Consider the following 24,622-nt stretch of genomic DNA (forward strand, 5'->3'; position numbering starts at 1 on the left):
CGAAGAGTGGCGACACTAGACTGTTGCGGCAGGCCACCGCAAGTTGCCTTTCACGCTTCGTGAACAGCTTGAAACGCCGGGAGCCGAACGGCGTCATTTTTAGCGGACATCTGCAGCCGGGCCTTTTCCCGACCCTGAGAATATGATTCAACCGACACCGGAATTCACGAGCAGGGGGCACATGGCCAAGGAAGCGCGCGGCGATTTCTATCCGGTACCTATCGTCGACCAGAACACGCGACCGGGTGCGGTCACCCGGCTGATCGTCTTCATCGTCGTCCTGACTGGGGCAGCGATCGTCTTCGGCCTTTTCCGTGAGCGACTTGGCGATCCATTCCTGCTCGGCATGCTTGGCGTGCTGGCGATGATCGGTGTCGGCTTTCTATTCGCCACTGCGATCGGCTTCGTGCATATCACGCCGCGCTCGACAAGCGACGAACTGTCGAAAGCTTTCGTCGATTCGATGTCGCAAGGTCTCCTGGTCACCGACACCAAAGGCCGTATCATCTACGCCAACCGGACTTATGCTGATATGACGGGTGCCGAGTCGGCCGCCGACCTCAAGACGGTCGAAGGTTTGCTTTCAGACGTTCCCGAGGCCTCGGTGACCATATACCGGCTGGCGTCAGGCCTGCGCGACGGCCAGCCCGGCGACGGCGAGTTTCGGCTCGCGCAGTCCATTCGGCTAGGCGCCGAACCGGGCGCGCGCTGGTACCGCGTCCGGGCCCGCGCCTTCAGCGTTCCCGGCCAGCGGCTGCCGATGCTTGCCTGGCAGCTTGCCGATATCTCGCGGGAACGGGCCGAGCAGGAGCGGTTCTTTCTCGACCTGCAAAAGGCCATCGATCACCTCGACCATGCGCCGGCCGGTTTCTTTTCCGCCGACCAGGAAGGCCGCGTCACCTATATCAACGCGACCCTCGCGGAGTGGCTGGGCATCGACCTGGCCAGCTTCACCCCCGGCGCCATCACGCTGCCGGAGATCGTCGCCGGCGACGGCATGGCGCTGGTCCGTTCGGTCAAGGCCGATGCGGGTACCACGCGCAATGCTGTTATCGATCTCGATCTGACGACGATGACCGGCGAGGCGCTGCCGGTGCGCTTCATGCATCGTGTCTCGGCCAGTCGAGAGGGCCTCAACGGCCCGACTCGCACCATCGTGCTCAACCGGACGCAAGGCGAGGACGCTTCGGCTGACCTCCGCGCCTCGGAAATACGCTTCACGCGGTTCTTCAACTCGACGCCGATGGCGATAGCCGGCGTCGACCACGCCGGCCGCATCCTGCGCACCAATGCGCCGTTTCTGTCGCTGTTTTCCTCGGTCGTCGACCGCGACGCGGTCGATCGGCGTGTGCGGCTGGATACGGTGATCCACGAGCGCGACCGGCCGGCTTTCGCCGCGGCGTTCGAAAAGGCACGCCAGCAACAGGCTGACATCGAGCCGATCGATACGGTGCTGCCCGGCAATGAGGAGCGCCACATACGCTTCTACGTCAACGCGGTCGCAGACGGTACCGGCGGCGAAGGCGCCGAGGAATCGGCCATCGTCTATGCCGTCGAGACCACCGAGCAAAAAGCCCTCGAGGGCCAGATGGCGCAGAGCCAGAAGATGCAGGCGGTCGGCCAGCTCGCCGGCGGCATCGCGCATGATTTCAACAATGTGCTGACCGCCATCATCATGGCCTCGGACCTGCTGTTGACCAACCACCGGCCGTCCGATCCGTCGTTCCCGGACATCATGAACATCAAGCAGAATGCCAACCGGGCGGCCTCGTTGGTGCGGCAGTTGCTGGCCTTCTCGCGCAAGCAGACCCTGCGGCCGGAGGTGCTCAACCTGACCGACGTGCTCGCCGATCTCAGGATGCTGCTTGCCCGGCTGGTCGGCAACGACATCAAGCTCAAGATCGACCATGGCCGCGACCTGTGGCCGGTCAGGGTCGATATCGGGCAGTTCGAGCAAGTGGTGGTCAATCTGGCGGTCAATGCGCGCGATGCGATGCCGGCCGGCGGCGACCTCACCGTACGCACCCGCAACGTCAGCGCCGGAGAGTGCAAGACCTTTTCCTACCGCGAACTTACTCCGGCCGACTATGTGCTGGTCGAGGTCGAGGACAGCGGCAGCGGCATCGCGCCTGATGTGCTGAAAAAGATCTTCGAGCCCTTCTTCACGACAAAGGAGGTTGGCAAGGGAACTGGCCTCGGCCTGTCCATGGTCTATGGCATCATCAAGCAGACAGGCGGCTTCATCTTCTGCGATTCCGAAGTCGGCAAGGGATCCGTGTTCCGCATCTTCCTGCCGCGGCACATTGCGGAGGCAAGGAAGGCGGGCGAGGCTGGAGAAGTGCCGGCCGCCCCTGCCAAGATCGCCGACTCAGCCAAGGATCTGTCGGGCTCGGCCACGGTGCTGCTGGTCGAGGACGAGGACGCCGTGCGCATGGGCGGCATGCGGGCGCTGAAGTCGCGCGGCTACACCGTCCACGAGGCGTCCTCGGGCGTCGAGGCGCTTGAAGTCTACGAAGCGCTCGGCGGCAAGGTCGACATCGTGGTGTCGGACGTGGTGATGCCGGAAATGGACGGTCCGACGCTGCTTGGCGAATTGCGCAAACGGCAGCCCGACATCAAGTTCATCTTCGTGTCCGGCTATGCCGAAGACGCGTTCGCCAAGAACTTGCCGGCCGACGCGCATTTCGGCTTCCTGCCGAAGCCGTTTTCGCTCAAGCAATTGGCCACGATCGTAAAGGACATGCTGGAATCCTGACCCTTCCAATGCTCCGCTTGCGCAATGTCGTGAGACTGCCATGATTGCAGGCGAAACGGGCGACGGGTTTTGGAAAGCATGCCGTGACGCCGCACAACGAGGCAAGCAAGGGCGACTACGCAAGCGCGGTGCTGCTGCCGGGCGATCCGCAGCGCGCTGAATGGATGGCGCAGACTTTTCTGGAAGCGCCGCGCTGCGTCAACCGCCGCCGCGGCGCGCTCGGCTTTACCGGGTTGTTTCGCGGCAAGCCTGTCAGCATCCAATCCACCGGCATCGGCGTCGCTTCGTTCCTGGTCTATGTGCATGAGCTGCTGGACTTCTATGGTGCGAAAACGTTGATCCGCACTGGTACCTGCGGTGGCCTGACCACCGAGATCGCGCTGCGCGGCCTGGTGATCGCGCAATCGGTGCGCGGCGAAAATGCGGAGAGCGGCCAGGTTTTTGGGCTCTATCGTGCCGATGCCGGCCCCGATCCGGCATTGTTGGCCCAGGCGTTGGCCCGGGCTGCGGAACTCGGCATCGACCATCGGGCCGGGCTGACCATCTGCAGCGATATTTTCTATCATCCGCTGGGGCGCGAACGCTTTGCCGAAGCACAGGCACAGGGCGCGCTCGCCGTGGATATGGAAACCAGCGCACTTTACCGCATTGCGGCCGATTTCGGCGCCCGGTCGCTGTCGATCCTGACCGTCGTCGACAATGTGGTAACCGGCGAGCAGACCGACTATTCCGAACGCCAGGGCCTTTTCACCGATATGACCCGGCTGGCGCTCGACCTGGCGGCGGAGAGCTAGGCGGCTTTCTACTTCGGAGTACGGAACCTCGCCAGGTTCCGCGCTTTTTTCAACGCTTTGTGCAGGTCGAGGCGGTAAAGGCGCCGTCTGGCTGCTTCATGATGATGTCGAAGGACGGGGTGGTTCCGCTTTCCAGCGTCGCCTGCGTAAGCGAGATCGAGTTGCCGCCACTGGTGTAGCCGCCCAGCGGACCCAGCCAGGTGATCACGCCGTCTGCATCCATCTGGTAATTGTAGCTCTGCGGCGCGATGCCGAAGCTCACCGGACCGCTATAGACGTTTCCCTTGATGGTGATGTCGCCGAGGCTGAGGAACATGCCGAGCAGGTAGACTTCGCAATGATAGGAGCCGTCCGGCAGCTTGCCGTCGCTGAAGCCGGCGCGCGCTACGGTCGTCGTCGCCAGCAGAAGCATGGCGGTGAAAATGCAAGAAGCTCTGAAGGCCATAGAGTCCCCCGTTAAGGGTTCGAACTTGCCTCATTTCGCTCCGGCGCTGCAATCCTCGCCAGCGCTCATATGATGCTGCTCAAAATTAGGGCATTGGCCTATATGTGAGTAAAACTTAGGCTGATATGGGTGATCCTTTCTCGTTTCGAACATGGCAGGCGAGGTTCATCTCCTGCGGCTAATACATTAACCGACTGACAGAGCTGGGAAATCTCAAATCCTCCGACCTTGCTCCCGTGATTGGCACAGCCGTTGCATGGTCTGTTCCGATGCAGTTAACCAGCTTGGGAGTTAAAAAGTATGAGGGGTAGTTTCTCGACATTAGCAAAAATGTTTTCGGCCGGCGTGGTCACCGCCGGCCTGCTGACGAGCGTTCCCGCCAAGGCGGCCGACGACACCATCAAGGTCGGCATCCTCCATTCGCTGTCGGGAACCATGGCGATCTCTGAGACGACGTTGAAGGACGCCATGCTGATGCTCATCGAAGAGCAGAATGCCAAGGGTGGCCTGCTCGGCAAGAAGCTCGAGGCGGTGGTCGTCGATCCGGCTTCGAACTGGCCGCTGTTCGCCGAAAAGGCGCGCGAGCTGATCTCGAAGGACAAGGTCGCGGCGGTGTTCGGCTGCTGGACCTCGGTGTCGCGCAAGTCGGTACTGCCGGTGTTCAGCGAACTCGACAACATCCTGTTCTACCCGGTCCAGTATGAGGGCGAGGAAAGCGAGCGCAACGTGTTCTACACCGGCGCGGCGCCGAACCAGCAGGCCATTCCGGCAGTCGATTATCTGATGAGCGAGGACGGCGGTTCGGTGAAGCGCTGGGTGCTTGAAGGCACCGACTACGTCTACCCGCGCACCACCAACAAGATCCTCGAGGCCTATCTGAAGGCGAAGGGCGTTGCTGCCGAAGACATCATGGTCAACTACACGCCGTTCGGTTTCTCCGACTGGCAGACCGAAGTCTCGGCGATCAAGAAGTTCGGCTCGGCCGGCAAGAAGACCGCCGTCGTCTCGACCGTCAACGGCGACGCCAACGTGCCGTTCTACAAGGAGCTCGGTAACCAGGGCATCAAGGCCGAGGACATCCCGGTCATGGCCTTCTCTGTCGGTGAGGAAGAGCTTGCCGGTCTCGACACCGCGCCGCTGGTCGGCCATCTCGCCGCCTGGAACTATTTCGAAAGCGTCGATACGCCCGAGAACGAGAAGTTCATCGCCGACTGGCACAAGTTCATCAAGAACGACAAGCGCACCACCAACGATCCGATGGAAGCCCACTATATCGGCTTCAACATGTGGGTGAAGGCGGTCGAGAAGGCCGGCACCACCGATCCGGACAAGGTCATCGACGCCATGGTTGGCGTCTCGGTGCCGAACCTGACCGGCGGTTATTCGACCATGATGCCGAACCATCATATCACCAAGCCGGTGCTGATCGGCGAGATCCAGGCCGACGGCCAGTTCGAGACCGTGTCGCAGACGCCGGGCCTGGTGATGGGCGACGAGTGGTCCGACTACCTGCCTGACTCCAAGGACCTGATCTCCGATTGGCGCGCGCCTCTGTCCTGCGGCAACTTCAACGTTGCCACCGGCAAATGCGGCGGCAAGGGAACCAACTGATCCTCCCGGTCTGTCCTCCCAGACCCGCAAGCCCTCCGGGCAGGCTCCTCCTCCAGCCTGCCCGGAGGCGACATTCAACCTTCAACAGCCACCAGAAACCAATGATCCTGATCCGCGCGATTGGCCTGATGCTGCTGCTCCTCCTGGGGACGCTGCTGCCGTCGAACGCCAGCGAAGCAGATCTGCGCGCCGTCATCGCCAAATTCGCCACCGCCGCCAATTTTCCGGCGATAGAAGCCGTCGTGCGCGAGCTTGCGGCATCCGGCGATCCAGCCGTCGAACGGCCGCTTGCCGCGCTTGCGGAGGGCAGCCTTTACGTCCGCAAGGCCGATTCATTGGTCTTTGTCGGCAAGGAGAGCGGCGGCGGCATCGAGCTGCTCGATGCGCTCACCGGCGAAAGATCGGGCGAAGTTGCCAAGGCCGACATCACCAAGATCAAGGTCAACAATACGCTGCGCCGCGTCATTCGCGATGCATTGGGCACGCTGACACTTGGCTCCAAGGACCCGGCCGTGCGCATTGCCGCCGCCGACACCATGTTCAAGACGCCGGACGCGGCGAACATCGAGCCGCTCGACACTGCGATCGCCAATGAGGGCGTGGCAAGCGTCAAGGCGCTGCTCGAACAGGCACGCGCCGCGTCGGTTCTCGTTTCAGACAGGCCGGAGGCCGACAAATTGGCGGCGATCGCGCTGATCGGTGCGCGCGGCGACCGCGATGCGGTGTCGCTGCTCACGTCGGTGGAGGCCAATTCCGAAGGTGCGGTGAAGGACGCGGCGACGGCGGCGATATCCAACATCAATTCGACGCTGGCGCTTTGGGATGCCGGCCAGAATATCTGGTACGGCATATCGCTCGGATCGGTGCTGCTGCTGGCGGCGATTGGCCTGGCCATCACCTTCGGCGTCATGGGCGTCATCAACATGGCGCATGGCGAGATGGTCATGCTCGGCGCCTACACGACCTTCGTCGTGCAGGAGGTGATCCGCAATTCCTTTCCCGGCCTGTTCGATTGGTCGCTGGTTATCGCCTTGCCGCTGGCCTTCCTGGTGGCGGCGCTCGTCGGCCTTGTCATCGAGCGCGGGCTGATCCGCTTCCTTTACGGCCGGCCGCTGGAGACGCTGCTGGCGACATGGGGGGTCTCGCTGATCCTGCAGCAGGCCGTACGCACCATCTTCGGGCCGACCAACCAGGAGGTCGGCAACCCGTCATGGATGTCCGGCTCGTTCAATATCGGCCAGCTTGCCGTGACCTGGAACCGGCTCTGGATCCTGGTATTCGCGCTCGGGGTGTTCGCGGTGCTGCTCTACGTGATGAAACGTACGCCTTGGGGGCTGCAGATGCGTGCCGTCACCGCCAATCGCCGCATGGCCGCCTCGATGGGCATCAGGACGCCATGGGTCGACGCCCTGACGTTTGCACTCGGCTCCGGCATTGCCGGCATAGCCGGTGTCGCGCTCAGCCAGATCGACAACGTCTCGCCCAATCTCGGTCGTGGCTACATCATCGACAGCTTCATGGTCGTCGTCTTCGGCGGTGTCGGCAATCTCTGGGGCACGCTGGTCGGCGCTTTCTCGCTCGGCATAGTCAACAAGTTCCTCGAACCTTACGCTGGAGCGGTGCTCGGCAAGATCGTCGTCCTGGTGCTGATCATCCTGTTCATCCAGAAACGCCCGCGCGGGCTGTTCGCGCTCAAGGGCAGGTCGGTGGAAGCATGATCACGGGACGCTTCTTTGCTGCCGGCGCCGACCGCCGCGTCGCCATCACCATCTTCATCCTGCTGGCGGTTGCCATCGTCGTGCCGCTGCTCAATCTTGCGGTCTCGCCGACAAGTGCGTTTTACGTGCCGTCCTATATCGTCGCGCTCACCGGCAAATACCTGTGCTACGCACTGCTCGCCTTGGCGCTCGATCTCGTCTGGGGCTATTGCGGCATCCTCTCGCTCGGCCATGGCGCTTTCTTCGCGCTCGGCGGCTATGCGATGGGCATGTATCTGATGCGCCAGATCGGCTCGCGCGGCGTCTACGGCAATCCGCTGCTGCCGGATTTCATGGTATTCCTTAACTACAAGGCATTGCCGTGGTTCTGGTATGGTTTCGACCATTTCTGGTTCGCGGCGGTCATGGTGCTTGCGGTACCCGGCCTGCTCGCCTTCGTCTTCGGCTGGTTCGCCTTCCGCAGCCGCGTCACCGGTGTCTATCTGTCGATCATCACCCAGGCGATGACCTATGCGCTGCTGCTTGCGTTTTTCCGCAACGACATGGGTTTCGGCGGCAATAACGGCCTGACTGATTTCAAGGACATTTTAGGCTTCAACGTGCAGGCCGACATGACACGCTCGGCGCTGTTCGCGGCCAGCGCCGTCATGCTGGCGTTTGCCGTCTTCGTCACCTGGGCAATCGTCGGTTCCAAATACGGCAAGCTTTTGATGGCAGTGCGCGATGCCGAGAGCCGCACACGCTTCCTCGGCTGGCGGGCGGAGAACGTCAAACTGTTCGCCTTCACCGTGTCGGCGGTGATGGCCGGCATCGCCGGTGCGCTTTACGTGCCGCAGGTCGGTATCATCAACCCCGGCGAATTCGAGCCGTCCAATTCGATCGAGGTGGTGGTGTGGGCGGCCGTCGGCGGGCGCGGCACCATCGTCGGGCCGATCATCGGCGCGCTTCTGGTCAATGCCGGTAAATCTTGGTTCACCGGCGTGCTGCCGGAATTCTGGCTGTTTGCGCTGGGCGGACTGTTTGTCGCCGTCACGCTGTTCCTGCCCAAGGGCATCATCGGCATGTGGGATTCCTGGCGCGGCAACGCAAAGGCGATGCGGGCAGCCTCGGCCGCCGAGGAAGCCGGCATCGATCCCGACGCGCCGGTGCCGCCGAAAATCGATCGCTCGGCGGCGAGAAGGCCGGGCGACTGGTCGGCCTCCGGCGCCGAACCGCAGCCAGCGGAGTGATGGCCTGATGTCGAAGAGCAACACCATCCTCTATCTCGACGGCGTGTCGGTTTCCTTCGATGGTTTTCGCGCCATCAACAACCTGTCGCTGGTGCTCGATAAGGGTGAGATGCGGGCGATCATCGGCCCCAACGGCGCCGGCAAGACGACGATGATGGACATCGTCACCGGCAAGACGCGGCCCGACGCGGGCGAGGTCTTCTTTGACGGCGAGGTCGACCTGACCAAACACGACGAGGCCGAAATCGCCATGATGGGCATCGGCCGTAAATTCCAGAAGCCGACCGTCTTCGAAAGCCACACGATCGAGGACAATCTGATGCTGGCGCTGAAAGGCCCGCGCTCGATCTTCCCGGCACTGTTCCATCGTCGCTCGGCCGCGGACGTGCGGCAGATCGACGACATTCTCGGCATCATCCGGCTCGGCGACAAGCGTGACGAGCTCGCCGCCAATTTGAGCCATGGCCAAAAGCAATGGCTCGAGATCGGCATGCTTCTGGCGCAGGATCCGAAGCTTCTGCTGGTCGACGAACCGGTCGCCGGCATGACCGACGCCGAGACCGAAGAGACCGCGCGGCTGCTTAGGGATATCGCGCGCGACCATTCGGTCATCGTCGTCGAGCACGACATGCATTTCGTGCGCGAGCTCGGCGTCAAGGTCACCTGCCTGCACGAAGGCTCGGTCCTTTCCGAAGGTTCGCTCGATTTCGTTTCGGCCGACGAGCGCGTCGTCGAAGTCTACCTGGGGAGATGAACATGGTCTGGCGCGTTCCGTTCCATCATTTCGACCTTTCGTTCTTCAGGCGTTGGAGAAAGCACTGACCATGCTCGAAGTCTCCAATGCCACGTTGCATTACGGCGCTGCCCAGGCGCTGCGCGGTGTCTCGCTGACAGCCGGCGCCGGCAAGATCACCTGCGTGCTCGGCCGCAACGGCGTCGGCAAGACCAGTTTGATGAGATCGATCGTCGGCCATCATCGGCTGACGAGCGGAAGTGTTGCCTTCGAGGGGAAGGCGCTCGACCGGAGCGCGGCGTATGATCGCGCCCGGTCGGGCATCGCATTCGTGCCGCAGGGCAGGGAGATATTTCCGCTGCTTACGGTGCGGGAAAACCTCGAATCGGGTTTTGCGCCGCTGAAGCGCTCCGATCGCAACATTCCCGGTCACGTCTTCGAGTTGTTTCCGGTGCTGAAGCAGATGCTCGCGCGCCGCGGCGGCGATCTGTCCGGCGGCCAGCAACAGCAGCTTGCCATCGGCAGGGCGCTGGTGATGCGGCCGAAACTGCTGGTGCTCGACGAACCGACGGAAGGCATCCAGCCGTCGATCATCAAGGATATCGGCCGCGCCATCCGCTATCTGCGCGACCAGGCAGGCATTGCCGTGCTTTTGGTCGAACAATATCTCGATTTCTGCCGGGAATTGGCCGACGAGGTCAATATCATGGACCGCGGCCAGATCGTCCATACCGGCCCCGCCGAGGATCTCGACCGGGCGGACGTGCGGAAGTTCCTGACCGTCTGAATTCTTATTGATTCTATTACTTTGCAACTCTGGCGCGCCGAAGATTGCGTGTTAGATTTTGCTTGGCCTTGGTGAGTCGGCCGCTTTCCGTACCAGTTTCAAATTGGCAGATCAGGGGAAGGCGCGGGCCGCGTCGGCATGCTTGCGCGCAAGCCGCTCCCTTCCAGCGATCTGTTGTCGTCCAACATTTCGGGTGCTTGGGAGCTAGAGCCAGTCGATGGAGCGCTATGTCGAGGACTACCAGAAACGACGACTCACGGAGCGCGTCGACATCCTAACAGCCATCAACATTCTGAAATCGCAGGGGTATGACCACGACGAACTCATCGCGGAGATCACAAAGGTCTTCTATGTCGATCTCGATGCTTTCAACGAGATCGTCAGGGTTGATCGGCGTTCGGACGAGCGCGCCGCATAGCCGGTAGTTGAGGACCCGGCCAGGCAGACCACCGACAGCGGGGGCGTCAGCCTGCGACCCGCTTCATCAGCGCGATGGCGCCGAATGGAGCGCGGACCTTGCCCTCGGTGATGAAGTAGACGAACACGTCACGTGGCTTGACCGGCGCCTCGGTTGAAGGATCGGCCCGCGGCAGGTCGGCCGGCACCTTGCCTTCCGCCCAGGTTTTTGCGCGCGCCGCCCATTCGTCGAGCGCCTTTGGCGTGTAGCAATCGGGATTGTGGTCGCTGCCGGTCTGCAGCCGCGCATAGATGAAATCGCCGGTGACGTCGGCAATCCCCGGATATTTGGCGTGGTCGGCATAGACGATGGCGGCCTTGTGCTTTCGCGCCAAGGCGGCGAACTCCGGCGCGACGAAGCTGTCGTTGCGCACCTCGACCGCGTGGCGCAGCGCAACGCCGTCCTGCTTTTCCGGCAACAGCTTGAGGAAGGCCTCGAAGTCGTCCGGGTCGAATTTCTTGGTCGGCGCGAACTGCCACAGGATCGGCCCAAGCTTGTCGCCAAGTGCCGCGACGCCCGACCCGAGGAAGCGCATGATCGATTCGCCGGCCTCGCCGAGCACGCGGCGGTTGGTGACGAAGCGGTTGCCCTTCAGCGAATAGACGAAACCATCCGGCGCCTCGTTCGCCCATTTGACGAAGGTCGGTTCCTTGAAGCTCGAATAATAGGTGCCGTTGACCTCGATAGTCGGCACCTGCCGGCTGGCATGATTCAGCTGCTTGGCCTTCGACAACTTGTCCGGGTAGAAGGACGTGTCCCACGGCTCGAAGGTCCAGCCGCCCATGCCGGCGCGGATTGTTCCTGATTGAGTCATGGTAGTCCTCCCGGTTTGCAGAAAAGGATCACGCGATGGCGGTCGTCTCGACGGCTTTCGCCATGTCGACGACCGTCCATCCTGGCCGATATGGATTGGGCCGGCGACCCGTTTCGCGAAAGCCGTAGGCCTTATACAACGAAACGTTCCGTTCCATTCTGGAATTGGTGTAGAGTCGGATTTCAGGCAAGCTCCACAGGCGCGTCTGTTGCTCGGCCCAGTCGAGCAGCCCGATGCCGAAACCCTTGCCCTGAAAGGCGGGCGCAACGGCGACGCTGAAGATCATTGTATGGTCCGCATGTCGTTCGAGAACGATCAGGCCAGCCGTCTGTCCATCTTGCTCCGAAAGCCAGACTTCGCCGCGGTGGATGCGCGGCGCATAGTCCTCGGTGACGGGGATCGGCGGCGCTCCGAACAGGGCAGTGTAGGGCGCGTATGCGTCGGTGGTGAGCGAGATCACCGTGGGGAGATCACCGGGACGAGCGGCTCTCATGATCAAAACTGGCCCGCGCCGGCAGCGGCCGCAATCACCTTGTCCATGCCGGCCGCGATCGCAGCGACGGCATTGCGACTGGCGTCGCCCAAGTCGTGGCGATCAGCCATCCAGTGCGCGTCATTGTAGGAGAGCCAGACCTTGCCTTGTTCGTCCTCCCAGGCCAGTGCCTTGACCGGCAGATCGATGCCGGCAAGCTGCCGGTCCTGCATCAGTGGCGTACCACCTTTCGGATTGCCGAAAATCAGGAGTTCGGTTGGACGCAGTGATGCTTCGACACTGCGCGCACCGGCGGCGTGATCGATGCGGGCGAAGACCAGCAATCCTGCACGTTCCACAGTCTCGACCAGGCGATCGATCGTTTCGGTCACGCCGAAGCGGCTTTGGACCGTGATGAGACCGTTCTTTGCCATCACTCCGCCGCTTCGCGCTTGCCTCCGGGGCGCCGCTCGAGCAATTCCCTCAGGAACTGCCCGGTATAGCTGCGTTTTTCGCGAACGATGTCCTCAGGCGTGCCAGACGCCACTAACTCGCCGCCGCCGTCACCACCTTCGGGGCCAAGATCGAGCACCCAGTCAGCGGTCTTGATCACCTCTAAATTGTGCTCGATGACGACGACCGTGTTGCCCTGGTCGACCAGCTCGTGCAGCACTTCAAGCAGCTTGGCGACGTCGTGGAAATGCAGGCCGGTGGTCGGCTCATCGAGAATGTAGAGCGTCTTGCCGGTCGCCTTGCGCGACAGTTCCTTGGCAAGCTTGATGCGCTGCGCCTCGCCGCCCGACAAAGTCGTCGCCTGCTGGCCAACATGGATGTAGCCGAGGCCGACCCGTTTCAGCGTCTCCAGCTTGTCGCGCACGCCGGGCACGGCGGCGAAGAAATCGACGCCTTCTTCGACCGTCATGTCGAGCACGTCGGCGATGGACTTGCCCTTGAACAGCACGTCCAGCGTCTCGCGGTTATAGCGCTTGCCGTGGCAGACATCGCAGGTGACATAGACGTCGGGCAGGAAATGCATCTCGATCTTGATGACGCCGTCGCCCTGGCAGGCCTCGCAGCGGCCGCCCTTGACGTTGAACGAGAAGCGGCCCGGCTGGTAGCCGCGCGCCTTGGCCTCCGGCAAGCCAGCGAACCAGTCCCGGATCGGCGTGAAGGCGCCGGTATAGGTGGCGGGGTTGGAGCGCGGGGTGCGCCCGATCGGCGACTGGTCGATGTCGATGACCTTGTCGAGGAATTCCAACCCCTCGATCCGGTCGTGATCGGCCGGATGTTCACGCGAGCCCATGATGCGGCGCGACGCCGCCTTGAACAGGGTCTCAATCAGGAAGGTCGACTTGCCGCCGCCGGACACGCCGGTGACGGCGGTAAACGTGCCGAGCGGGATTTCGGCGGTGACGTTCTTTAGATTGTTGCCGCGCGCGCCGACGACCTTCAGCCGGCGGTTCTTCTTGGCATCGCGCCGAACGGCTGGCGTCGCCACTTCGAGCTCGCCCGACAGATATTTACCGGTGATCGAAGCGGGCGTCGCCATGATCTGCTGCGGCGTGCCCTGGGCGATGATGTGGCCGCCATGAATGCCGGCGGCCGGGCCGATATCGACAACGTAATCGGCATGCAGGATGGCGTCCTCGTCGTGCTCGACGACGATGACCGTGTTGCCGATGTCGCGCAGATGCTTCAGCGTGTCGAGCAGGCGGGCGTTGTCGCGCTGGTGCAGACCGATCGACGGCTCGTCCAGCACGTAAAGCACGCCGGTCAGGCCGGAGCCGATCTGCGAGGCGAGCCTGATGCGCTGGCTCTCGCCGCCCGACAGCGTGCCGGAGTTGCGCGACAGCGTCAGGTAGTCGAGCCCGACATCGTTGAGGAAGCGCAGCCGCTCGCGGATTTCCTTGAGCACGCGCACCGCGATCTCGTTCTGCTTGTCATTGAGCGAAGCAGGCAGGTCGGTGAACCACTGGTCGGCCTTGCGAATCGACAGCTCGGTGACCTCGCCAATGTGCTTGCCGGCGATCTTGACCGCGAGCGCCTCGGGCTTCAGCCGATAGCCGCGGCAGGCCGGGCAGGGCGTGGCCGACATGAAGCGCTCGATCTCCTCGCGCATCCAAGCGGATTCGGTTTCCTTCCAGCGGCGCTCGAGATTGGGGATGACGCCCTCGAAGGTTTTCGTCGTCTTGTAGGAGCGCAGGCCGTCATCGTAGTGGAAGGTGATTTCGCGCTCGCCGGTGCCGTGCAGGACGGCTTGCCTTGCCTCCTCGCTCAAATCCTTGAACTTGTCGCCGAGCTTGAAGCCATAGGCAACGCCCAGCGCTTCCAGCGTTTGCGCATAATAGGGCGAGGTCGACTTCGCCCACGGGCTGACGGCGCCAGCGCGCAGCGAAACATTCTCGTCGGGCACGACCAGGCTGGCATCGATGGCGCGCTGGCTGCCGAGCCCGTCGCAGGTTGGGCAGGCGCCGAACGGATTGTTGAAGGAGAACAGCCTAGGCTCGATCTCGGGAATGGTGAAACCGGACACCGGGCAGGCGAACTTTTCCGAGAACAGCATGCGTTCATGCGTCTCGTTCTTCGACTTGTTGACCGAATCCTCGCCGGTCTGGCTGGCGTCGAGCGGCTTGTCGGCAAATTCCGCTACCGCCAGTCCGTCGGCCAGCTTCAGCGCGGTCTCGATGGAATCGGCGAGCCGCGTCGCCAGATCGCCGCGCACGACGATGCGGTCGACGACAACGTCGATGTCATGCTTGTACTTCTTGTCCAGCGCCGGCACGTCGGCGATCTCGTAGAAGACGCCATCGACCTTGACGCGCTGAAAACCTTTCTTCTGCAGCTCCAGCAGTTCCTTGCGGTACTCGCCTTTGCGGCCGCGCACCATCGGCGCCAGGATGAACAGCCGGGTGCCTTCCTCGACTGCAAGCACCCGGTCGACCATCTGCGAAACCGTCTGGCTCTCGATCGGCAGGCCAGTGGCCGGTGAATAGGGTACACCGACGCGGGCGAACAAAAGCCGCATATAATCGTAGATCTCGGTGACGGTGCCGACCGTCGAGCGTGGGTTCTTCGAGGTGGTCTTCTGCTCGATGGAGATGGCTGGCGACAGGCCGTCGATCTGGTCGACGTCCGGCTTCTGCATCATTTCGAGGAATTGCCGCGCATAGGCCGAAAGGCTCTCGACATAGCGGCGCTGGCCCTCGGCGTAGATGGTGTCGAAGGCAAGCGACGACTTGCCCGACCCCGACAGGCCGGTCATGACGATCAGGCTGTCACGCGGCAGGTCGAGATCGACATTCTTCAGATTGTGTTCGCGTGCCCCGCGAATGGAGAGATATTTATGGTCGGCCATCGCCGGTCGCCGCCTCAGAATCTGGAATTCGTGGGATGGGCGGGTTTTCCCGACCATCCCCTATGTAGGTAATTTCGCCGCCTTTTCGAGAGACGCCACAACTCTCGACCAAAGCGTTTAACCGCCTTTCGCGCGAACGGGCAAGCGGAAAGAACAAAGGCCGAACACGCTCCTGACAAAAGCTGCCCGTACAGCCGGCTTCACAAAGCGTCTCGCGATCACATTTTTCGGTAATCGGCTATTCAAGGTTGACGTCCATGCGTCACGGGGGCAGACTCCAAACGTCAACGAAGCTGGCCGTCTTTCGATGGCCTCGCGGCCTGGGGCTAGCCTGCGAGACGCCGCGGGTTATGCGATGAGCGCTTCGACGACGACAGTCGCAACGAACATAAGGAGAGCAGAGGCATGACTCCACCGGAAGTTCCTTGAGGCTCCACGTGTCGCTGGAGCCGCGGCAGGTATAAGTAGCCAGGTCAGGCGTTTAGCGCTACCTGCCAACGTTGATCTGCCGATCCCCACAACAATCAGAGACTGCTAGTCGGATCGTCGGCTGAACGCCGCGAAGCATCCGAAATAAAAAGCCGGCAGTACACTCCCGGCAATTTGGATTTTAGATCCAAGAAGCCCCGTCAGTTGCAAAAGCAATGGCGGGGCTGTTCGTTTGAAGCGCAATATTTGTGGTTCACACCAGGCGAACTTAGCGGCTGGAGGGCCTGATCCCGCCGGTAGCGACATCGATGGTGATGCTGCCGGAAATCCGAACATCGGTATCGCCGATCTTGAACGTGCCGTTGCCGCTGCTTGGAACCGCGTCGTCGGGCTCGGGCTGCGGAGTTGGCTCGGCGATGCGATAGTCACTCGTCACACCGGGCAGGGCGCCCTTTTGCGAAGACGTCGAATTATCTTGGGCAAGTGCCATGCCCACCAGCATGTTCGTGCCCACAATGGCGGCAATGGCAAGGCATAGGCTGGATGAACGAATGGCGGTCATCACCTGACTATAGTGCGGCGATAGCGCCGAAGCCAGACCGGCGGCGCTGAGAGTTGCCGGCCCTCATATCGCTCAGTTCCGTTCGAAGGTGCTTCACGCGGCCTGCTTGCGAGTGTCGAAAACATGGTCGACGAGGCCCCAATCCTTGGCCTCCTGTGCGGTCATGAAAAAGTCGCGGTCGAGCGTGCGTTCCACTTCTTCGTAGGTGCGGCCGCAATGGTGGGCGTAAAGATCGGTCATGCGCCGCTTGGTGCGAAGGATGCCCTCGGCATGGCGCTGGATGTCGGAGGCTTGGCCCTGGAAACCGCCGAGAGGCTGATGCAGCACGATGCTGGTGTTGGGTAGCGCGATACGCCGCCCTGGCGTGCCGGCCATCAAAAGGAACGAGGCCATCGAGGCGGCGAAACCCATACAAACGGTGGAGACCGGGCAACTGATATACTGCATCGTATCATAGATGGCGAAACCGCTGGTCACCACGCCGCCCGGCGAGTTGATGTAGAGCGAGACCTCCTTGTCGGGATTGTCGGATTCCAGCGACAGAAGCTGGGCGCAGACCAGCGCCGAGGTGCCGTCATCGATCGGCCCGTTGATGAAGACGATGCGCTCGCGCAGCAGCCGCGAAAATATGTCGAAGGCGCGTTCACCGCGGCTCGACTGATCGATCACCATCGGCACCAGATTGGCAAGGCCGCTCATCGTTTGTCTCCGTTGACTGTTGTCGTTCAGGCCGCGCGCAGGAAGAGGCGCGGGGTGTTTGCGGCGATCTGCTTGTGCCTGGGAGTGTGCGCTTCAAAGGAAAGCCGGCAACCGGCGCCTGCCATCGCGATCTCCGGCATCGCTGCCCCAGCAAAACCATCATGGACGATGCGCAGATGCGTGCCGCCGGAAACGGTGCGGTCAAGCGTAAAGGTGACGATGCTGTCCACTGGGCTGTCGTTCATTGGGCGGTCCACGGGGCTGCCGGGCGGCACCTGCGTACCGCCGGGCGCCGGCCGCTCCCGCCAGGAATAGCGCAGCAGCCGTCCGGGATCGGCGTCGAGGATTTCGCACTCGATCGGCGCATTCGGCGCTCTAAAGGCAAAGCGGTTGCCGATTTCGGGCTTGATGTCGTTTGGCATCATCCAGGCCGCGAGCAGGTCCGGCACCGTAAGCGCCCGCCACACCTTTTCCGGCGGCTCGGGCAGCTCGCACTCGAACTCGATCTTGTCTGCCGCCATTTCCGCGCGTTCTTTGCCTCGGCTGGTCATTGGTCCATGTCCTTCAAAACCGTCTTGAGCCTTTCGATGCGCTCTGGCCAGAACGCGCGGTAGCGTTCGATCCAGCCGAGCAGTGGCGCAAGCCCCTTCGGATCGGCGCGGTAATAGGCGTTGCGACCGGCCCGGCGCTCGACCACGAGGCCGGCGCCGCGCAGCACTGCGAGATGTTGCGATACCGCCGGCTGCGATACCGGCATGCCAGTGCGCAGTTCAGACACCGTCATCTCGCCGTCGGCGAGCCGCTCATAGACGGCGCGACGCGTTGGATCGGCCAGTGCCCGAAAAATCTCTGCTTCGATCATGCCGAAAGCATAAGTCAATACTTATCGGTTTGGCAAGCCGTGTTTTTTTAAGACAGGAGGTGTTTTTTAAGACAGGCGAGGTTTTACAAACTCGCTGAAAGCCAGCGTCTCACCATGTCGGGGGATCCGTTGAACGTCGCCTCGAAAACTGGTGACGCGAGCACGGCATGGATATGAAGCATTTCGGAGCCGACGTTTCGGAAGCCATGTTGCCTGCGCGCGGCAACAACAAGCGACTGTCCGGCAGTCAAGACGACATGCTCTTCGTCGATCCACATCTCGGCTCTGCCGGCGATGACGGTAAGCACTTCCTCGACCGGGTGCCAATGTGTCGGGGCGCCAGCCGCTGGTTCGACCCATTGTTCGAATATGCAAAGTTGAGTTGCGCCGTTGCGGGCCGAGACATGCATTCGGGTCTTTACTCCCGCCCGCCATTCTTCTTGCGGCTGATCGTCATGCGCAACCATCTTCATGCGTTCGCCTCGATCCCATGGCCTGTGGAAATTCGACGTCAAGACACTAATTCTTACTGACAACTATTGACAGTGCAGGGCCTGTACTATAGAACGAAAAGAGAACAAAAACGTTGTGGGAAAAGGCAGCGACGGCAGGCAGGGATTATCCGTAGCCTGTAAGGTGCAGCGACAGAAATCTGGTTTCGGATGAGCGCGGAGAAGTATCATGGCGGGTAGCGTCAACAAGGTCATTCTGGTGGGCAACCTCGGGGCGGACCCTGAAATCCGCCGCCTGAATTCGGGTGACCCGGTTGTCAACATTCGCATCGCGACGTCGGAAAGCTGGCGCGACAAGACATCCGGAGAGCGCAAGGAAAAGACCGAGTGGCACAATGTCGTGATCTTCAACGACCAGATCGCCAAGGTGGCCGAGCAGTATCTGAAGAAGGGCATGAAGGTCTATGTCGAGGGCCAGCTGCAGACGCGCAAATGGCAGGACCAGACCGGCAATGACCGCTATACGACCGAAGTCGTGTTGCAGAAATTCCGCGGCGAGCTGCAGATGCTCGATGCGCGGGGCGAGGGCGGCGGCCAGGTCGGCAACTATGCCGGTGGTGGTGCGAGCCGCGGTTCCGATTTCGGCCAGTCCGGCCCGGGCGAAAATCGCGGTGGCGCCAACAAGGGCGGCGGCGGTGGTTCGTCGCGCGAGCTGGACGACGAAATCCCGTTCTGATTTCTCGGGGCGGACTGCCCTTGCGGCGAAAAGCGCCAGCACCTTGGCCACGAAATGGCGTCCCGAAAATCTGTCTTGGATTTTCGGGACGTTGTGCGTTTGAGCGGTGAAAGGACGTATCGAGTGAAAGCAAGGGTCAAATGGGTCGAGGAGCGCACCTTCGTTGGCGAGTCCGCCAGTGGGCACAAGCTGGTGCTAGGCACTGCGTTCGGGCCGGAGGGCAAGACGCCGGGGCCGAGCCCAATGGAACTGGTGCTGATCGGTACCGGCGGCTGCTCGGCCTATGACGTGGTCCATATCCTCGAAAAGGGGCGCGAGGCGGTTGACGATTGTGTGGTCGAACTCGATGCCGACCGTGCAGAAGCCGATCCCAAGGTGTTCACCCGCATCCACATGCATTTTGTCGTCAAGGGCCGGGCGCTGTCACACGACAAGGTGAAGCGGGCGATCGGGCTTTCGATCGAGAAATACTGCTCGGCCTCGGCAATGATGGCCAAGACCGCCGAGATCACCCACGACTTCGAAGTCATTGAAACGACAGCGAAGTAGGGCAGTTCCTACGTCGCCATCAGCGCCTTGATGCCGTCGGCCACGAACTGTACGGCGAGCGCCGCCAGGATGACGCCGAGCAGCCGTGTCAGGATCGAACGGCCGGTTTGGCCGAGGATACGGTCGATGCGCTCTGACAGCACGAACACCAGGTAAGTGATGACAAGGCAGATGGCGATGATGCCGACAAGTGCTGTCTGCGCGCCAAAACCCTGAAACGAGCTTGAGAGCAGGACGGTCGCCGAAATTGCGCCGGGACCGGCAATAAGCGGGATCGCCAGCGGAAAGGCGGCGATGTTGTGGATCATATCCCTGGTGATGGCGACATCGCCGATCTTCTCCTTGCGGTCCTGCCGGCGCTCGAACACCATTTCGAAGGCGATGAAGAACAGCAGAAAGCCGCCGGCGACGCGAAAGGCCGGCAGGGTGATGCCGAAGACTGACAGGATCGACGCGCCAGCGATTGCGAACAACGCCATCACCAGGAAAGCGATGATCGAAGCGCGCACGGAGACCTGGTTGCGCTCCTTGCGGTTCATGCCGCGGGTCACGGCAAGGAAGAGCGGCGCCAGGCCGGGCGGATCGATCGTCACCAGTATGGTGACGAAGGCGTTGAACAGGCTGTCGAAGCTCGGCATGCTGACCCTCCCCGCCGGCAATGCCGGATAACGGGATTGGTAGAGCAAAGCGGAGCCAGTGGAAACCGTGCGGATCAGGGGCTCGCGGCGCGCCGCGCCAGAAACTCGACTTCGAGACGCCAGGTGGCGCCGTCGTCCTGTGAGCGTTCGCCCAGCCAGCGGAACGAATTTTCGGTGATGCGCGAAAAGCTCCAGCGCACAGCAGATCCGGTGCCGTCTGCGCCTTGCTGGATGATGGTGTCGCCCTCGGCACGGCCGAGCTGGCGGCTGTAGTACTGGCTGCGCGGATCGCTCCAGAAGATGTGCCAGGCGTCGACGCCGGGGTCGTAGACGCGCAACGTCGTGCCATAAAAGGTCCATTTGCCGAGCGACGGCGAGGCGCCGGCGTCACGGGCGGGCAGGATCCATACGTCCTGGATGGCCCGGCCTTCGAGCACCCAGCCGAAATGCACCTCGCCGCGCCCGGTCAGCACCTGGCCGTCCTCGAGATGGCGCGTGGCGTCGAACGTCCAGGCGCCGACGAAGCGGCCGTAAAGGTTTAGTTTCTCGGCAAGGGCCGGTACGGGTCCATCGCTGTGCAGGGCCTTGGCAAAGGAATTGGACATGGCTTCGCTCTCATCTTGTCAGTAGACCGGCAAGCGTAGAGGTCGACAGGGGTTCTGCGCTTGGGAAAAATTGCTATATTTCGGCGATGGCGACGAGCGCGCATAGGCTGGCGTCGGGCCGAGGCTGGCAGGTGTCGGATGTCATCTGCACCGCCAGCGCCGCCGACAGGCCATTCGAGGAGGAGCATCGGGATTTCTGCGTCGCCGCCGTAACCAGCGGCACCTTCCGCTATCGTGCGCGCCAGGGCACGGCGATGCTGGCGCCGGGAGCGCTCCTGCTCGGCAATCCCGGCACATGCTACGAATGCGGCCATGAGCATGGCGCCGGCGACCGTTGCCTCTCCTTCCATTTCGGACCGGCCTATATGGAGCGGATCGTCGCCGACGTGCCGGGCGCGAAGCAGCTCGATTTCCGCACGCCGCGCCTGCCGCCCTTGCCGGCGCTGGTGCCGCTGCTCGCCGAAGCGGAGGCGGCGCGCGAGATGGCCGACACCGGCGCGTTCGAGGAACTCGCCCTGCGCATTGCCGGTGCGGCGGTGACAGCGGCTTGCAGCGCTACGGAAGGACAGAGCGCGCCGAGCCGCCGTGACCAGAAGCGCGTCGCCGAAGCGGTGCGGCGCATCGAAGTCGATGCCGACCGGCCGATCTCGCTTGCCGAACTCGCCGACGAGACCGCCACCAGCCCCTATCATTTCCTGCGCACCTTCCGGCACGTCGCCGGCATGACGCCCTACCAGTTTCTGCTGAGAGCGCGGCTGCACAGGGCTTCCGTGCGGCTGCGGACGTCGGATCAGACGATTTCGGCGATCGCCTTTGCAGCAGGATTCAACGATCTGTCGACCTTCAATCGCCGTTTCCGGCGGCTGATGGGCGAGGCACCGGGTACTTATCGCGCCCGCCGGCGACGCTCGTGAAAGCGAGCCACTGCCATATCGTCGCAATTGGTGTATCCTTTTGAATTTGCCGCTAAAAACCACACTGGAAAACTGCCGCGATTGTTGGAGTTTCGGGCCGGCTTCCTATATAAGCACCAAGTGATTCCTGATTAGATTGTGATCCGATTTGACCGACCAAAAGACACCGCGCGGCGCCGACGGCGGCCCCACCGGCATCGAGCCGATATCCATCATCGAGGAGATGCAGCGCTCCTATCTCGATTACGCCATGAGCGTGATCGTCAGCCGCGCGCTGCCGGACGTGCGCGATGGCCTCAAGCCGGTGCATCGCCGCATCCTCTACGCCGCCTATGAGAGCGGCTATCACTGGAACCGCAAATATGTGAAATCGGCACGCCCGGTCGCCGACGTGATGGGTAAATACCATCCGCATGGCGACGCCTCGATCTACGACGCTTTGGTGCGCATGGCGCAGGACTGGTCGCTGCGCGTGCCGCTGATCGACGGGCAGGGCAATTTCGGCTCGATCGACGGCGATCCGCCGGCGGCGATGCGCTACACGGAATCGCGGCTGACCAAGGTCGCGCATGAGTTGCTGGAAGACATCGACAAGGACACCGTCGATTTCCAGGACACTTACGATGCGTCGGGCAGCGAACCGAAAGTCCTGCCGGCGCGCTTTCCGAACCTGTTGGTCAACGGCTCCGGCGGTATCGCCGTCGGCATGGCCACCAACATCCCGCCGCACAATCTGGGCGAGGTTTGCAACGGCGCCATTGCCCTCATCGACAATCCGGCGATCGATCTGCCGGCACTGATGGAGATTATTCCGGGGCCGGATTTCCCGACCGGCGGCATCGTGCTCGGCCGCTCCGGCATCTACAGCGCCTATTCGACCGGCCGCGGCTCCATCGTCATGCGCGGCCGCGTCAACGTCGAGGCGCGCGGCAACGACCGTGAATCGATCGTCATCACCGAAGTTCCCTATCAGGTGAACAAGGCGTCTATGATCGAGAAGATGGCCGAGCTGGTGCGCGACAAGCGCATCGAAGGCATTTCCGACATTCGCGACGAGAGCGACCGCCAGGGCTACCGCGTCGTCATCGAACTGAAGCGCGACGCGGTCGCCGATGTCATCCTCAACCAGCTCTACCGCTTCACCCCGCTGCAGACGTCCTTCGGCGCCAACATGGTGGCGCTGAACGGCGGCAAGCCGGAATTGCTGACGCTGACCGACATGCTGAAGGCGTTCGTCGCCTTCCGTGAAGAGGTGATCAGCCGGCGCACGAAATTCCTGCTGCGGAAGGCGCGCGACCGCGCCCATGTGCTGGTCGGCCTTGCCATCGCCGTTGCCAACATCGATGAAGTCATCAAGCTGATCCGCAGCGCTCCGGACCCGCAGACGGCACGCGAGCAGTTGATGGAGCGGCGCTGGCCTTCGGGCGACGTGGAATCGCTGATTCTTTTGATCGACGACCCGCGCCATCGCATCAACGAGGACGGCACCTACAATCTCTCCGAGGAACAGGCGCGCGCCATCCTCGAACTGCGCCTGCAGCGCCTGACCGCGCTCGGCCGCGACGAGATCGCCGACGAACTGAACACGATCGGCGACGAGATCAAGGATTATCTCGATATCCTGTCGTCCCGCGCCCGCATCCAGCAGATCGTCAAGGACGAGCTCATCGCCGTGCGTGACGAATTCGGCACGCCGCGCCGCACCGAGCTCGCCGAGGGCGGGGCGGACATGGAAGACGAGGATCTGATCCAGCGCGAGGACATGGTCGTCACGGTGAGCCATTCCGGCTATATCAAGCGCGTGCCGCTGTCACTCTACCGGGCGCAGCGCCGCGGCGGCAAGGGCCGCTCCGGCATGTCGACCAAGGAAGAGGATTTCGTCACCCGGCTGTTCGTCGCGAACACGCACACGCCGGTGCTGTTCTTCTCCTCGCGCGGCATCGTCTACAAGGAAAAGGTCTGGCGCCTGCCGATCGGCAACCCGCAATCGCGCGGCAAGGCGCTGATCAATATGCTGCCGCTCGAACAGGGCGAGCGCATCACCACCATCATGCCGCTGCCGGAGGATGAGACCAGCTGGGGCGAGCTCGACGTGATGTTTGCCACCACGCGCGGCACCGTGCGCCGCAACAAGCTTTCGGACTTCGTCCAGGTCAACCGCAACGGCAAGATTGCCATGAAGCTGGACGAGGAAGGCGACGAGATCCTCGGCGTCGAGACCTGCACCGACAATGAGGACGTGCTTTTGACGGCAAGTTCCGGCCAGTGCATCCGCTTTCCGGTCAGCGACGTACGCGTCTTCCAGAGCCGCAATTCGGTCGGCGTGCGTGGCATTGCAATGGCCGATGGCGACAGGGTGATCTCGATGGCGGTGATCGAGCATGTCGATGCACCGCCGGCGGAGCGTGCCGCCTACCTCAAGCGGGTGGTGGCCGAACGCCGGCTTGCCGCCGACATCGCGGCCGGCGAGGAGGAGGAAATCCAGCTCACCAATGAGGAGGTCGGCGAAGAGGCGGAACTTTCCGACGAGCGCTACGAATTCCTCAAGGCACATGAGCAGTTCGTGCTGACGGTGACGGAATATGGCTACGGCAAGCGTTCGTCGTCCTACGATTTCCGTCTGACCGGCCGTGGCGGCAAGGGTATTCGTGCCACCGACGTGTCGAAAACGGCCGAAATCGGCCGCCTGGTGGCGACCTTCCCGGTCGGCAATGACGATCAGATCATGCTGGTTTCGGATGGCGGCACCGTTATCCGCGTCCCGGTCAACGGTATTCGTTTCGCCAGCCGCGCCACCAAGGGCGTTACCATCTTCAATACCGCAGAGGACGAGAAGGTCGTTTCGGTGGAGCGGATTTCAGAGCCGCAAGCGGACGAGGAGATCGAAGAGAGTGTCGAGGTTGAAGGTGGCGCTGTTACCGATGCCGAAGGTGGGGAGCCTGACACTACCGTCGAGTGAGTTTGCCACGGCGGCGTAGCCCTATGGGCCGGCGTTGTGAAGAAACC

24 protein-coding genes are annotated in these 24,622 nt (G+C 62.4%); 12 read left to right on the forward strand and 12 right to left on the reverse strand.

Annotated elements, in window-relative coordinates:
* Positions 1-181 precede the first annotated feature (181 nt).
* Both cckA and NKH23_RS20890 read left to right on the forward strand, forming a co-directional pair.
* Positions 182-2,755: a cell cycle histidine kinase CckA gene (gene cckA, locus NKH23_RS20885; protein ID WP_352720127.1), complete on the forward strand. Its 2,574-nt coding sequence runs from the start codon at positions 182-184 to the stop codon at positions 2,753-2,755.
* Between the two features lie 83 nt (positions 2,756-2,838).
* On the forward strand, positions 2,839-3,549 hold the full coding sequence (locus NKH23_RS20890) for a purine-nucleoside phosphorylase (protein WP_352720129.1): 711 nt from the start codon (positions 2,839-2,841) through the stop codon (positions 3,547-3,549).
* A 49-nt stretch (positions 3,550-3,598) separates the two neighbouring features.
* Here the strand turns inward: NKH23_RS20890 and NKH23_RS20895 are convergent, their stop codons facing one another.
* Positions 3,599-3,994 carry a hypothetical protein gene (locus tag NKH23_RS20895; RefSeq protein ID WP_352466416.1) on the reverse strand — a complete coding sequence of 132 codons (396 nt, stop codon included), beginning with the start codon at positions 3,992-3,994 and terminating at the stop codon, positions 3,599-3,601.
* Between the two features lie 300 nt (positions 3,995-4,294).
* Here NKH23_RS20895 and urtA point away from each other — a divergent pair, with 300 nt between their 5' ends.
* The 6 genes from urtA (at position 4,295) to NKH23_RS20925 (ending at position 10,490) form a co-directional block, all read left to right on the forward strand.
* Positions 4,295-5,605 carry an urea ABC transporter substrate-binding protein gene (gene urtA, locus NKH23_RS20900; protein ID WP_352720131.1) on the forward strand — a complete coding sequence of 437 codons (1,311 nt, stop codon included), beginning with the start codon at positions 4,295-4,297 and terminating at the stop codon, positions 5,603-5,605.
* 101 nt (positions 5,606-5,706) lie between these two features.
* The gene (gene urtB / locus NKH23_RS20905) at positions 5,707-7,323 is read left to right on the forward strand and encodes an urea ABC transporter permease subunit UrtB (protein WP_352720132.1); all 1,617 of its coding nucleotides are present in this window, start codon (positions 5,707-5,709) and stop codon (positions 7,321-7,323) included.
* Positions 7,320-8,552, forward strand: coding sequence for an urea ABC transporter permease subunit UrtC (urtC, locus tag NKH23_RS20910; protein WP_352466418.1), 1,233 nt, complete (start codon positions 7,320-7,322; stop codon positions 8,550-8,552). Before urtB ends, urtC begins: the two co-directional genes overlap by 4 nt.
* Positions 8,553-8,559: 7 nt before the next feature.
* Positions 8,560-9,306: an urea ABC transporter ATP-binding protein UrtD gene (urtD, locus tag NKH23_RS20915; RefSeq protein WP_352466419.1), complete on the forward strand. Its 747-nt coding sequence runs from the start codon at positions 8,560-8,562 to the stop codon at positions 9,304-9,306.
* Positions 9,307-9,376: 70 nt separating this feature from the next.
* Positions 9,377-10,072, forward strand: a complete 696-nt coding sequence (gene urtE, locus NKH23_RS20920; RefSeq protein WP_352720133.1) for an urea ABC transporter ATP-binding subunit UrtE — start codon at positions 9,377-9,379, stop codon at positions 10,070-10,072.
* Positions 10,073-10,289: 217 nt separating this feature from the next.
* Positions 10,290-10,490 (forward strand): hypothetical protein, encoded by a 201-nt coding sequence (locus NKH23_RS20925; RefSeq protein WP_352466420.1) that lies wholly within the window; start codon positions 10,290-10,292, stop codon positions 10,488-10,490.
* A gap of 46 nt (positions 10,491-10,536) precedes the next feature.
* Here the strand turns inward: NKH23_RS20925 and NKH23_RS20930 are convergent, their stop codons facing one another.
* The 9 genes from NKH23_RS20930 to NKH23_RS20970 all read right to left on the reverse strand — a co-directional run bounded on the left by NKH23_RS20930 (position 10,537) and on the right by NKH23_RS20970 (position 18,195).
* The gene (locus NKH23_RS20930; RefSeq protein ID WP_352720135.1) at positions 10,537-11,343 is read right to left on the reverse strand and encodes a DUF72 domain-containing protein; all 807 of its coding nucleotides are present in this window, start codon (positions 11,341-11,343) and stop codon (positions 10,537-10,539) included.
* 28 nt (positions 11,344-11,371) lie between these two features.
* Positions 11,372-11,842 (reverse strand): GNAT family N-acetyltransferase, encoded by a 471-nt coding sequence (locus NKH23_RS20935; RefSeq protein ID WP_352720137.1) that lies wholly within the window; start codon positions 11,840-11,842, stop codon positions 11,372-11,374.
* Positions 11,839-12,249 carry a DUF302 domain-containing protein gene (locus NKH23_RS20940; protein ID WP_352720139.1) on the reverse strand — a complete coding sequence of 137 codons (411 nt, stop codon included), beginning with the start codon at positions 12,247-12,249 and terminating at the stop codon, positions 11,839-11,841. Before NKH23_RS20940 ends, NKH23_RS20935 begins: the two co-directional genes overlap by 4 nt.
* Positions 12,249-15,170 (reverse strand): excinuclease ABC subunit UvrA, encoded by a 2,922-nt coding sequence (gene uvrA / locus NKH23_RS20945; RefSeq protein ID WP_352720140.1) that lies wholly within the window; start codon positions 15,168-15,170, stop codon positions 12,249-12,251. The genes NKH23_RS20940 and uvrA overlap by 1 nt, the downstream gene beginning before the upstream one ends.
* Before the next feature lie 697 nt (positions 15,171-15,867).
* A complete protein-coding gene (locus tag NKH23_RS20950) occupies positions 15,868-16,161 on the reverse strand; it encodes a hypothetical protein (protein ID WP_352466425.1) in 294 nt (97 codons plus the stop codon).
* Positions 16,162-16,254: 93 nt separating this feature from the next.
* Positions 16,255-16,860 carry an ATP-dependent Clp protease proteolytic subunit gene (locus NKH23_RS20955; RefSeq protein WP_352720142.1) on the reverse strand — a complete coding sequence of 202 codons (606 nt, stop codon included), beginning with the start codon at positions 16,858-16,860 and terminating at the stop codon, positions 16,255-16,257.
* A gap of 26 nt (positions 16,861-16,886) precedes the next feature.
* Complete coding sequence (locus NKH23_RS20960) at positions 16,887-17,411, reverse strand: SRPBCC family protein (RefSeq protein ID WP_352720143.1); 525 nt, start codon at positions 17,409-17,411, stop codon at positions 16,887-16,889.
* Positions 17,408-17,722: an ArsR/SmtB family transcription factor gene (locus NKH23_RS20965; protein WP_292653450.1), complete on the reverse strand. Its 315-nt coding sequence runs from the start codon at positions 17,720-17,722 to the stop codon at positions 17,408-17,410. Before NKH23_RS20965 ends, NKH23_RS20960 begins: the two co-directional genes overlap by 4 nt.
* An 83-nt stretch (positions 17,723-17,805) precedes the next feature.
* Positions 17,806-18,195, reverse strand: coding sequence for a cupin domain-containing protein (locus tag NKH23_RS20970; protein WP_352720144.1), 390 nt, complete (start codon positions 18,193-18,195; stop codon positions 17,806-17,808).
* Between the two features lie 208 nt (positions 18,196-18,403).
* Here NKH23_RS20970 and NKH23_RS20975 point away from each other — a divergent pair, with 208 nt between their 5' ends.
* Together NKH23_RS20975 and NKH23_RS20980 are read left to right on the forward strand one after the other, a co-directional pair.
* The gene (locus tag NKH23_RS20975) at positions 18,404-18,910 is read left to right on the forward strand and encodes a single-stranded DNA-binding protein (RefSeq protein ID WP_353035289.1); all 507 of its coding nucleotides are present in this window, start codon (positions 18,404-18,406) and stop codon (positions 18,908-18,910) included.
* Positions 18,911-19,033: 123 nt separating this feature from the next.
* Positions 19,034-19,459, forward strand: coding sequence for an OsmC family protein (locus NKH23_RS20980; RefSeq protein WP_352466427.1), 426 nt, complete (start codon positions 19,034-19,036; stop codon positions 19,457-19,459).
* An 8-nt stretch (positions 19,460-19,467) separates the two neighbouring features.
* Here the strand turns inward: NKH23_RS20980 and NKH23_RS20985 are convergent, their stop codons facing one another.
* Together NKH23_RS20985 and NKH23_RS20990 are read right to left on the reverse strand one after the other, a co-directional pair.
* A complete protein-coding gene (locus NKH23_RS20985) occupies positions 19,468-20,097 on the reverse strand; it encodes a MarC family protein (RefSeq protein ID WP_352720147.1) in 630 nt (209 codons plus the stop codon).
* Positions 20,098-20,171: 74 nt separating this feature from the next.
* Positions 20,172-20,702, reverse strand: a complete 531-nt coding sequence (locus NKH23_RS20990) for a hypothetical protein (RefSeq protein ID WP_352977157.1) — start codon at positions 20,700-20,702, stop codon at positions 20,172-20,174.
* A gap of 86 nt (positions 20,703-20,788) precedes the next feature.
* Here NKH23_RS20990 and NKH23_RS20995 point away from each other — a divergent pair, with 86 nt between their 5' ends.
* A complete protein-coding gene (locus tag NKH23_RS20995; protein WP_352720150.1) occupies positions 20,789-21,616 on the forward strand; it encodes a helix-turn-helix transcriptional regulator in 828 nt (275 codons plus the stop codon).
* Between the two features lie 148 nt (positions 21,617-21,764).
* Positions 21,765-24,575: a DNA gyrase subunit A gene (gene gyrA, locus NKH23_RS21000; RefSeq protein ID WP_352914222.1), complete on the forward strand. Its 2,811-nt coding sequence runs from the start codon at positions 21,765-21,767 to the stop codon at positions 24,573-24,575.
* Positions 24,576-24,622: the final 47 nt, after the last annotated feature.

It is taken from the genome of Mesorhizobium sp. M1328, assembly GCF_040318075.1.
Taxonomy (GTDB): Bacteria; Pseudomonadota; Alphaproteobacteria; order Rhizobiales; family Rhizobiaceae; genus Mesorhizobium.

Excerpts from the sequence above, each read along its gene's own strand:
- urtE (WP_352720133.1), top strand. The coding sequence starts at position 9,377 with ATGCTCGAAGTCTCCAATGCCACGTTGCATTACGGCGCTGCCCAGGCG.
- NKH23_RS20925 (WP_352466420.1), top strand. The coding sequence starts at position 10,290 with ATGGAGCGCTATGTCGAGGACTACCAGAAACGACGACTCACGGAGCGC.
- NKH23_RS20960 (WP_352720143.1), bottom strand. The coding sequence starts at position 17,411 with ATGACCAGCCGAGGCAAAGAACGCGCGGAAATGGCGGCAGACAAGATC.
- NKH23_RS20940 (WP_352720139.1), bottom strand. The coding sequence starts at position 12,249 with ATGGCAAAGAACGGTCTCATCACGGTCCAAAGCCGCTTCGGCGTGACC.
- NKH23_RS20995 (WP_352720150.1), top strand. The coding sequence starts at position 20,789 with ATGGCGACGAGCGCGCATAGGCTGGCGTCGGGCCGAGGCTGGCAGGTG.
- NKH23_RS20975 (WP_353035289.1), top strand. The coding sequence starts at position 18,404 with ATGGCGGGTAGCGTCAACAAGGTCATTCTGGTGGGCAACCTCGGGGCG.
- NKH23_RS20985 (WP_352720147.1), bottom strand. The coding sequence starts at position 20,097 with ATGCCGAGCTTCGACAGCCTGTTCAACGCCTTCGTCACCATACTGGTG.
- urtA (WP_352720131.1), top strand. The coding sequence starts at position 4,295 with ATGAGGGGTAGTTTCTCGACATTAGCAAAAATGTTTTCGGCCGGCGTG.
- NKH23_RS20950 (WP_352466425.1), bottom strand. The coding sequence starts at position 16,161 with ATGACCGCCATTCGTTCATCCAGCCTATGCCTTGCCATTGCCGCCATT.
- urtC (WP_352466418.1), top strand. The coding sequence starts at position 7,320 with ATGATCACGGGACGCTTCTTTGCTGCCGGCGCCGACCGCCGCGTCGCC.
- urtB (WP_352720132.1), top strand. The coding sequence starts at position 5,707 with ATGATCCTGATCCGCGCGATTGGCCTGATGCTGCTGCTCCTCCTGGGG.
- NKH23_RS20930 (WP_352720135.1), bottom strand. The coding sequence starts at position 11,343 with ATGACTCAATCAGGAACAATCCGCGCCGGCATGGGCGGCTGGACCTTC.
- NKH23_RS20970 (WP_352720144.1), bottom strand. The coding sequence starts at position 18,195 with ATGAAGATGGTTGCGCATGACGATCAGCCGCAAGAAGAATGGCGGGCG.
- cckA (WP_352720127.1), top strand. The coding sequence starts at position 182 with ATGGCCAAGGAAGCGCGCGGCGATTTCTATCCGGTACCTATCGTCGAC.
- uvrA (WP_352720140.1), bottom strand. The coding sequence starts at position 15,170 with ATGGCCGACCATAAATATCTCTCCATTCGCGGGGCACGCGAACACAAT.
- NKH23_RS20955 (WP_352720142.1), bottom strand. The coding sequence starts at position 16,860 with ATGAGCGGCCTTGCCAATCTGGTGCCGATGGTGATCGATCAGTCGAGC.
- NKH23_RS20895 (WP_352466416.1), bottom strand. The coding sequence starts at position 3,994 with ATGGCCTTCAGAGCTTCTTGCATTTTCACCGCCATGCTTCTGCTGGCG.
- urtD (WP_352466419.1), top strand. The coding sequence starts at position 8,560 with ATGTCGAAGAGCAACACCATCCTCTATCTCGACGGCGTGTCGGTTTCC.
- NKH23_RS20965 (WP_292653450.1), bottom strand. The coding sequence starts at position 17,722 with ATGATCGAAGCAGAGATTTTTCGGGCACTGGCCGATCCAACGCGTCGC.
- NKH23_RS20990 (WP_352977157.1), bottom strand. The coding sequence starts at position 20,702 with ATGTCCAATTCCTTTGCCAAGGCCCTGCACAGCGATGGACCCGTACCG.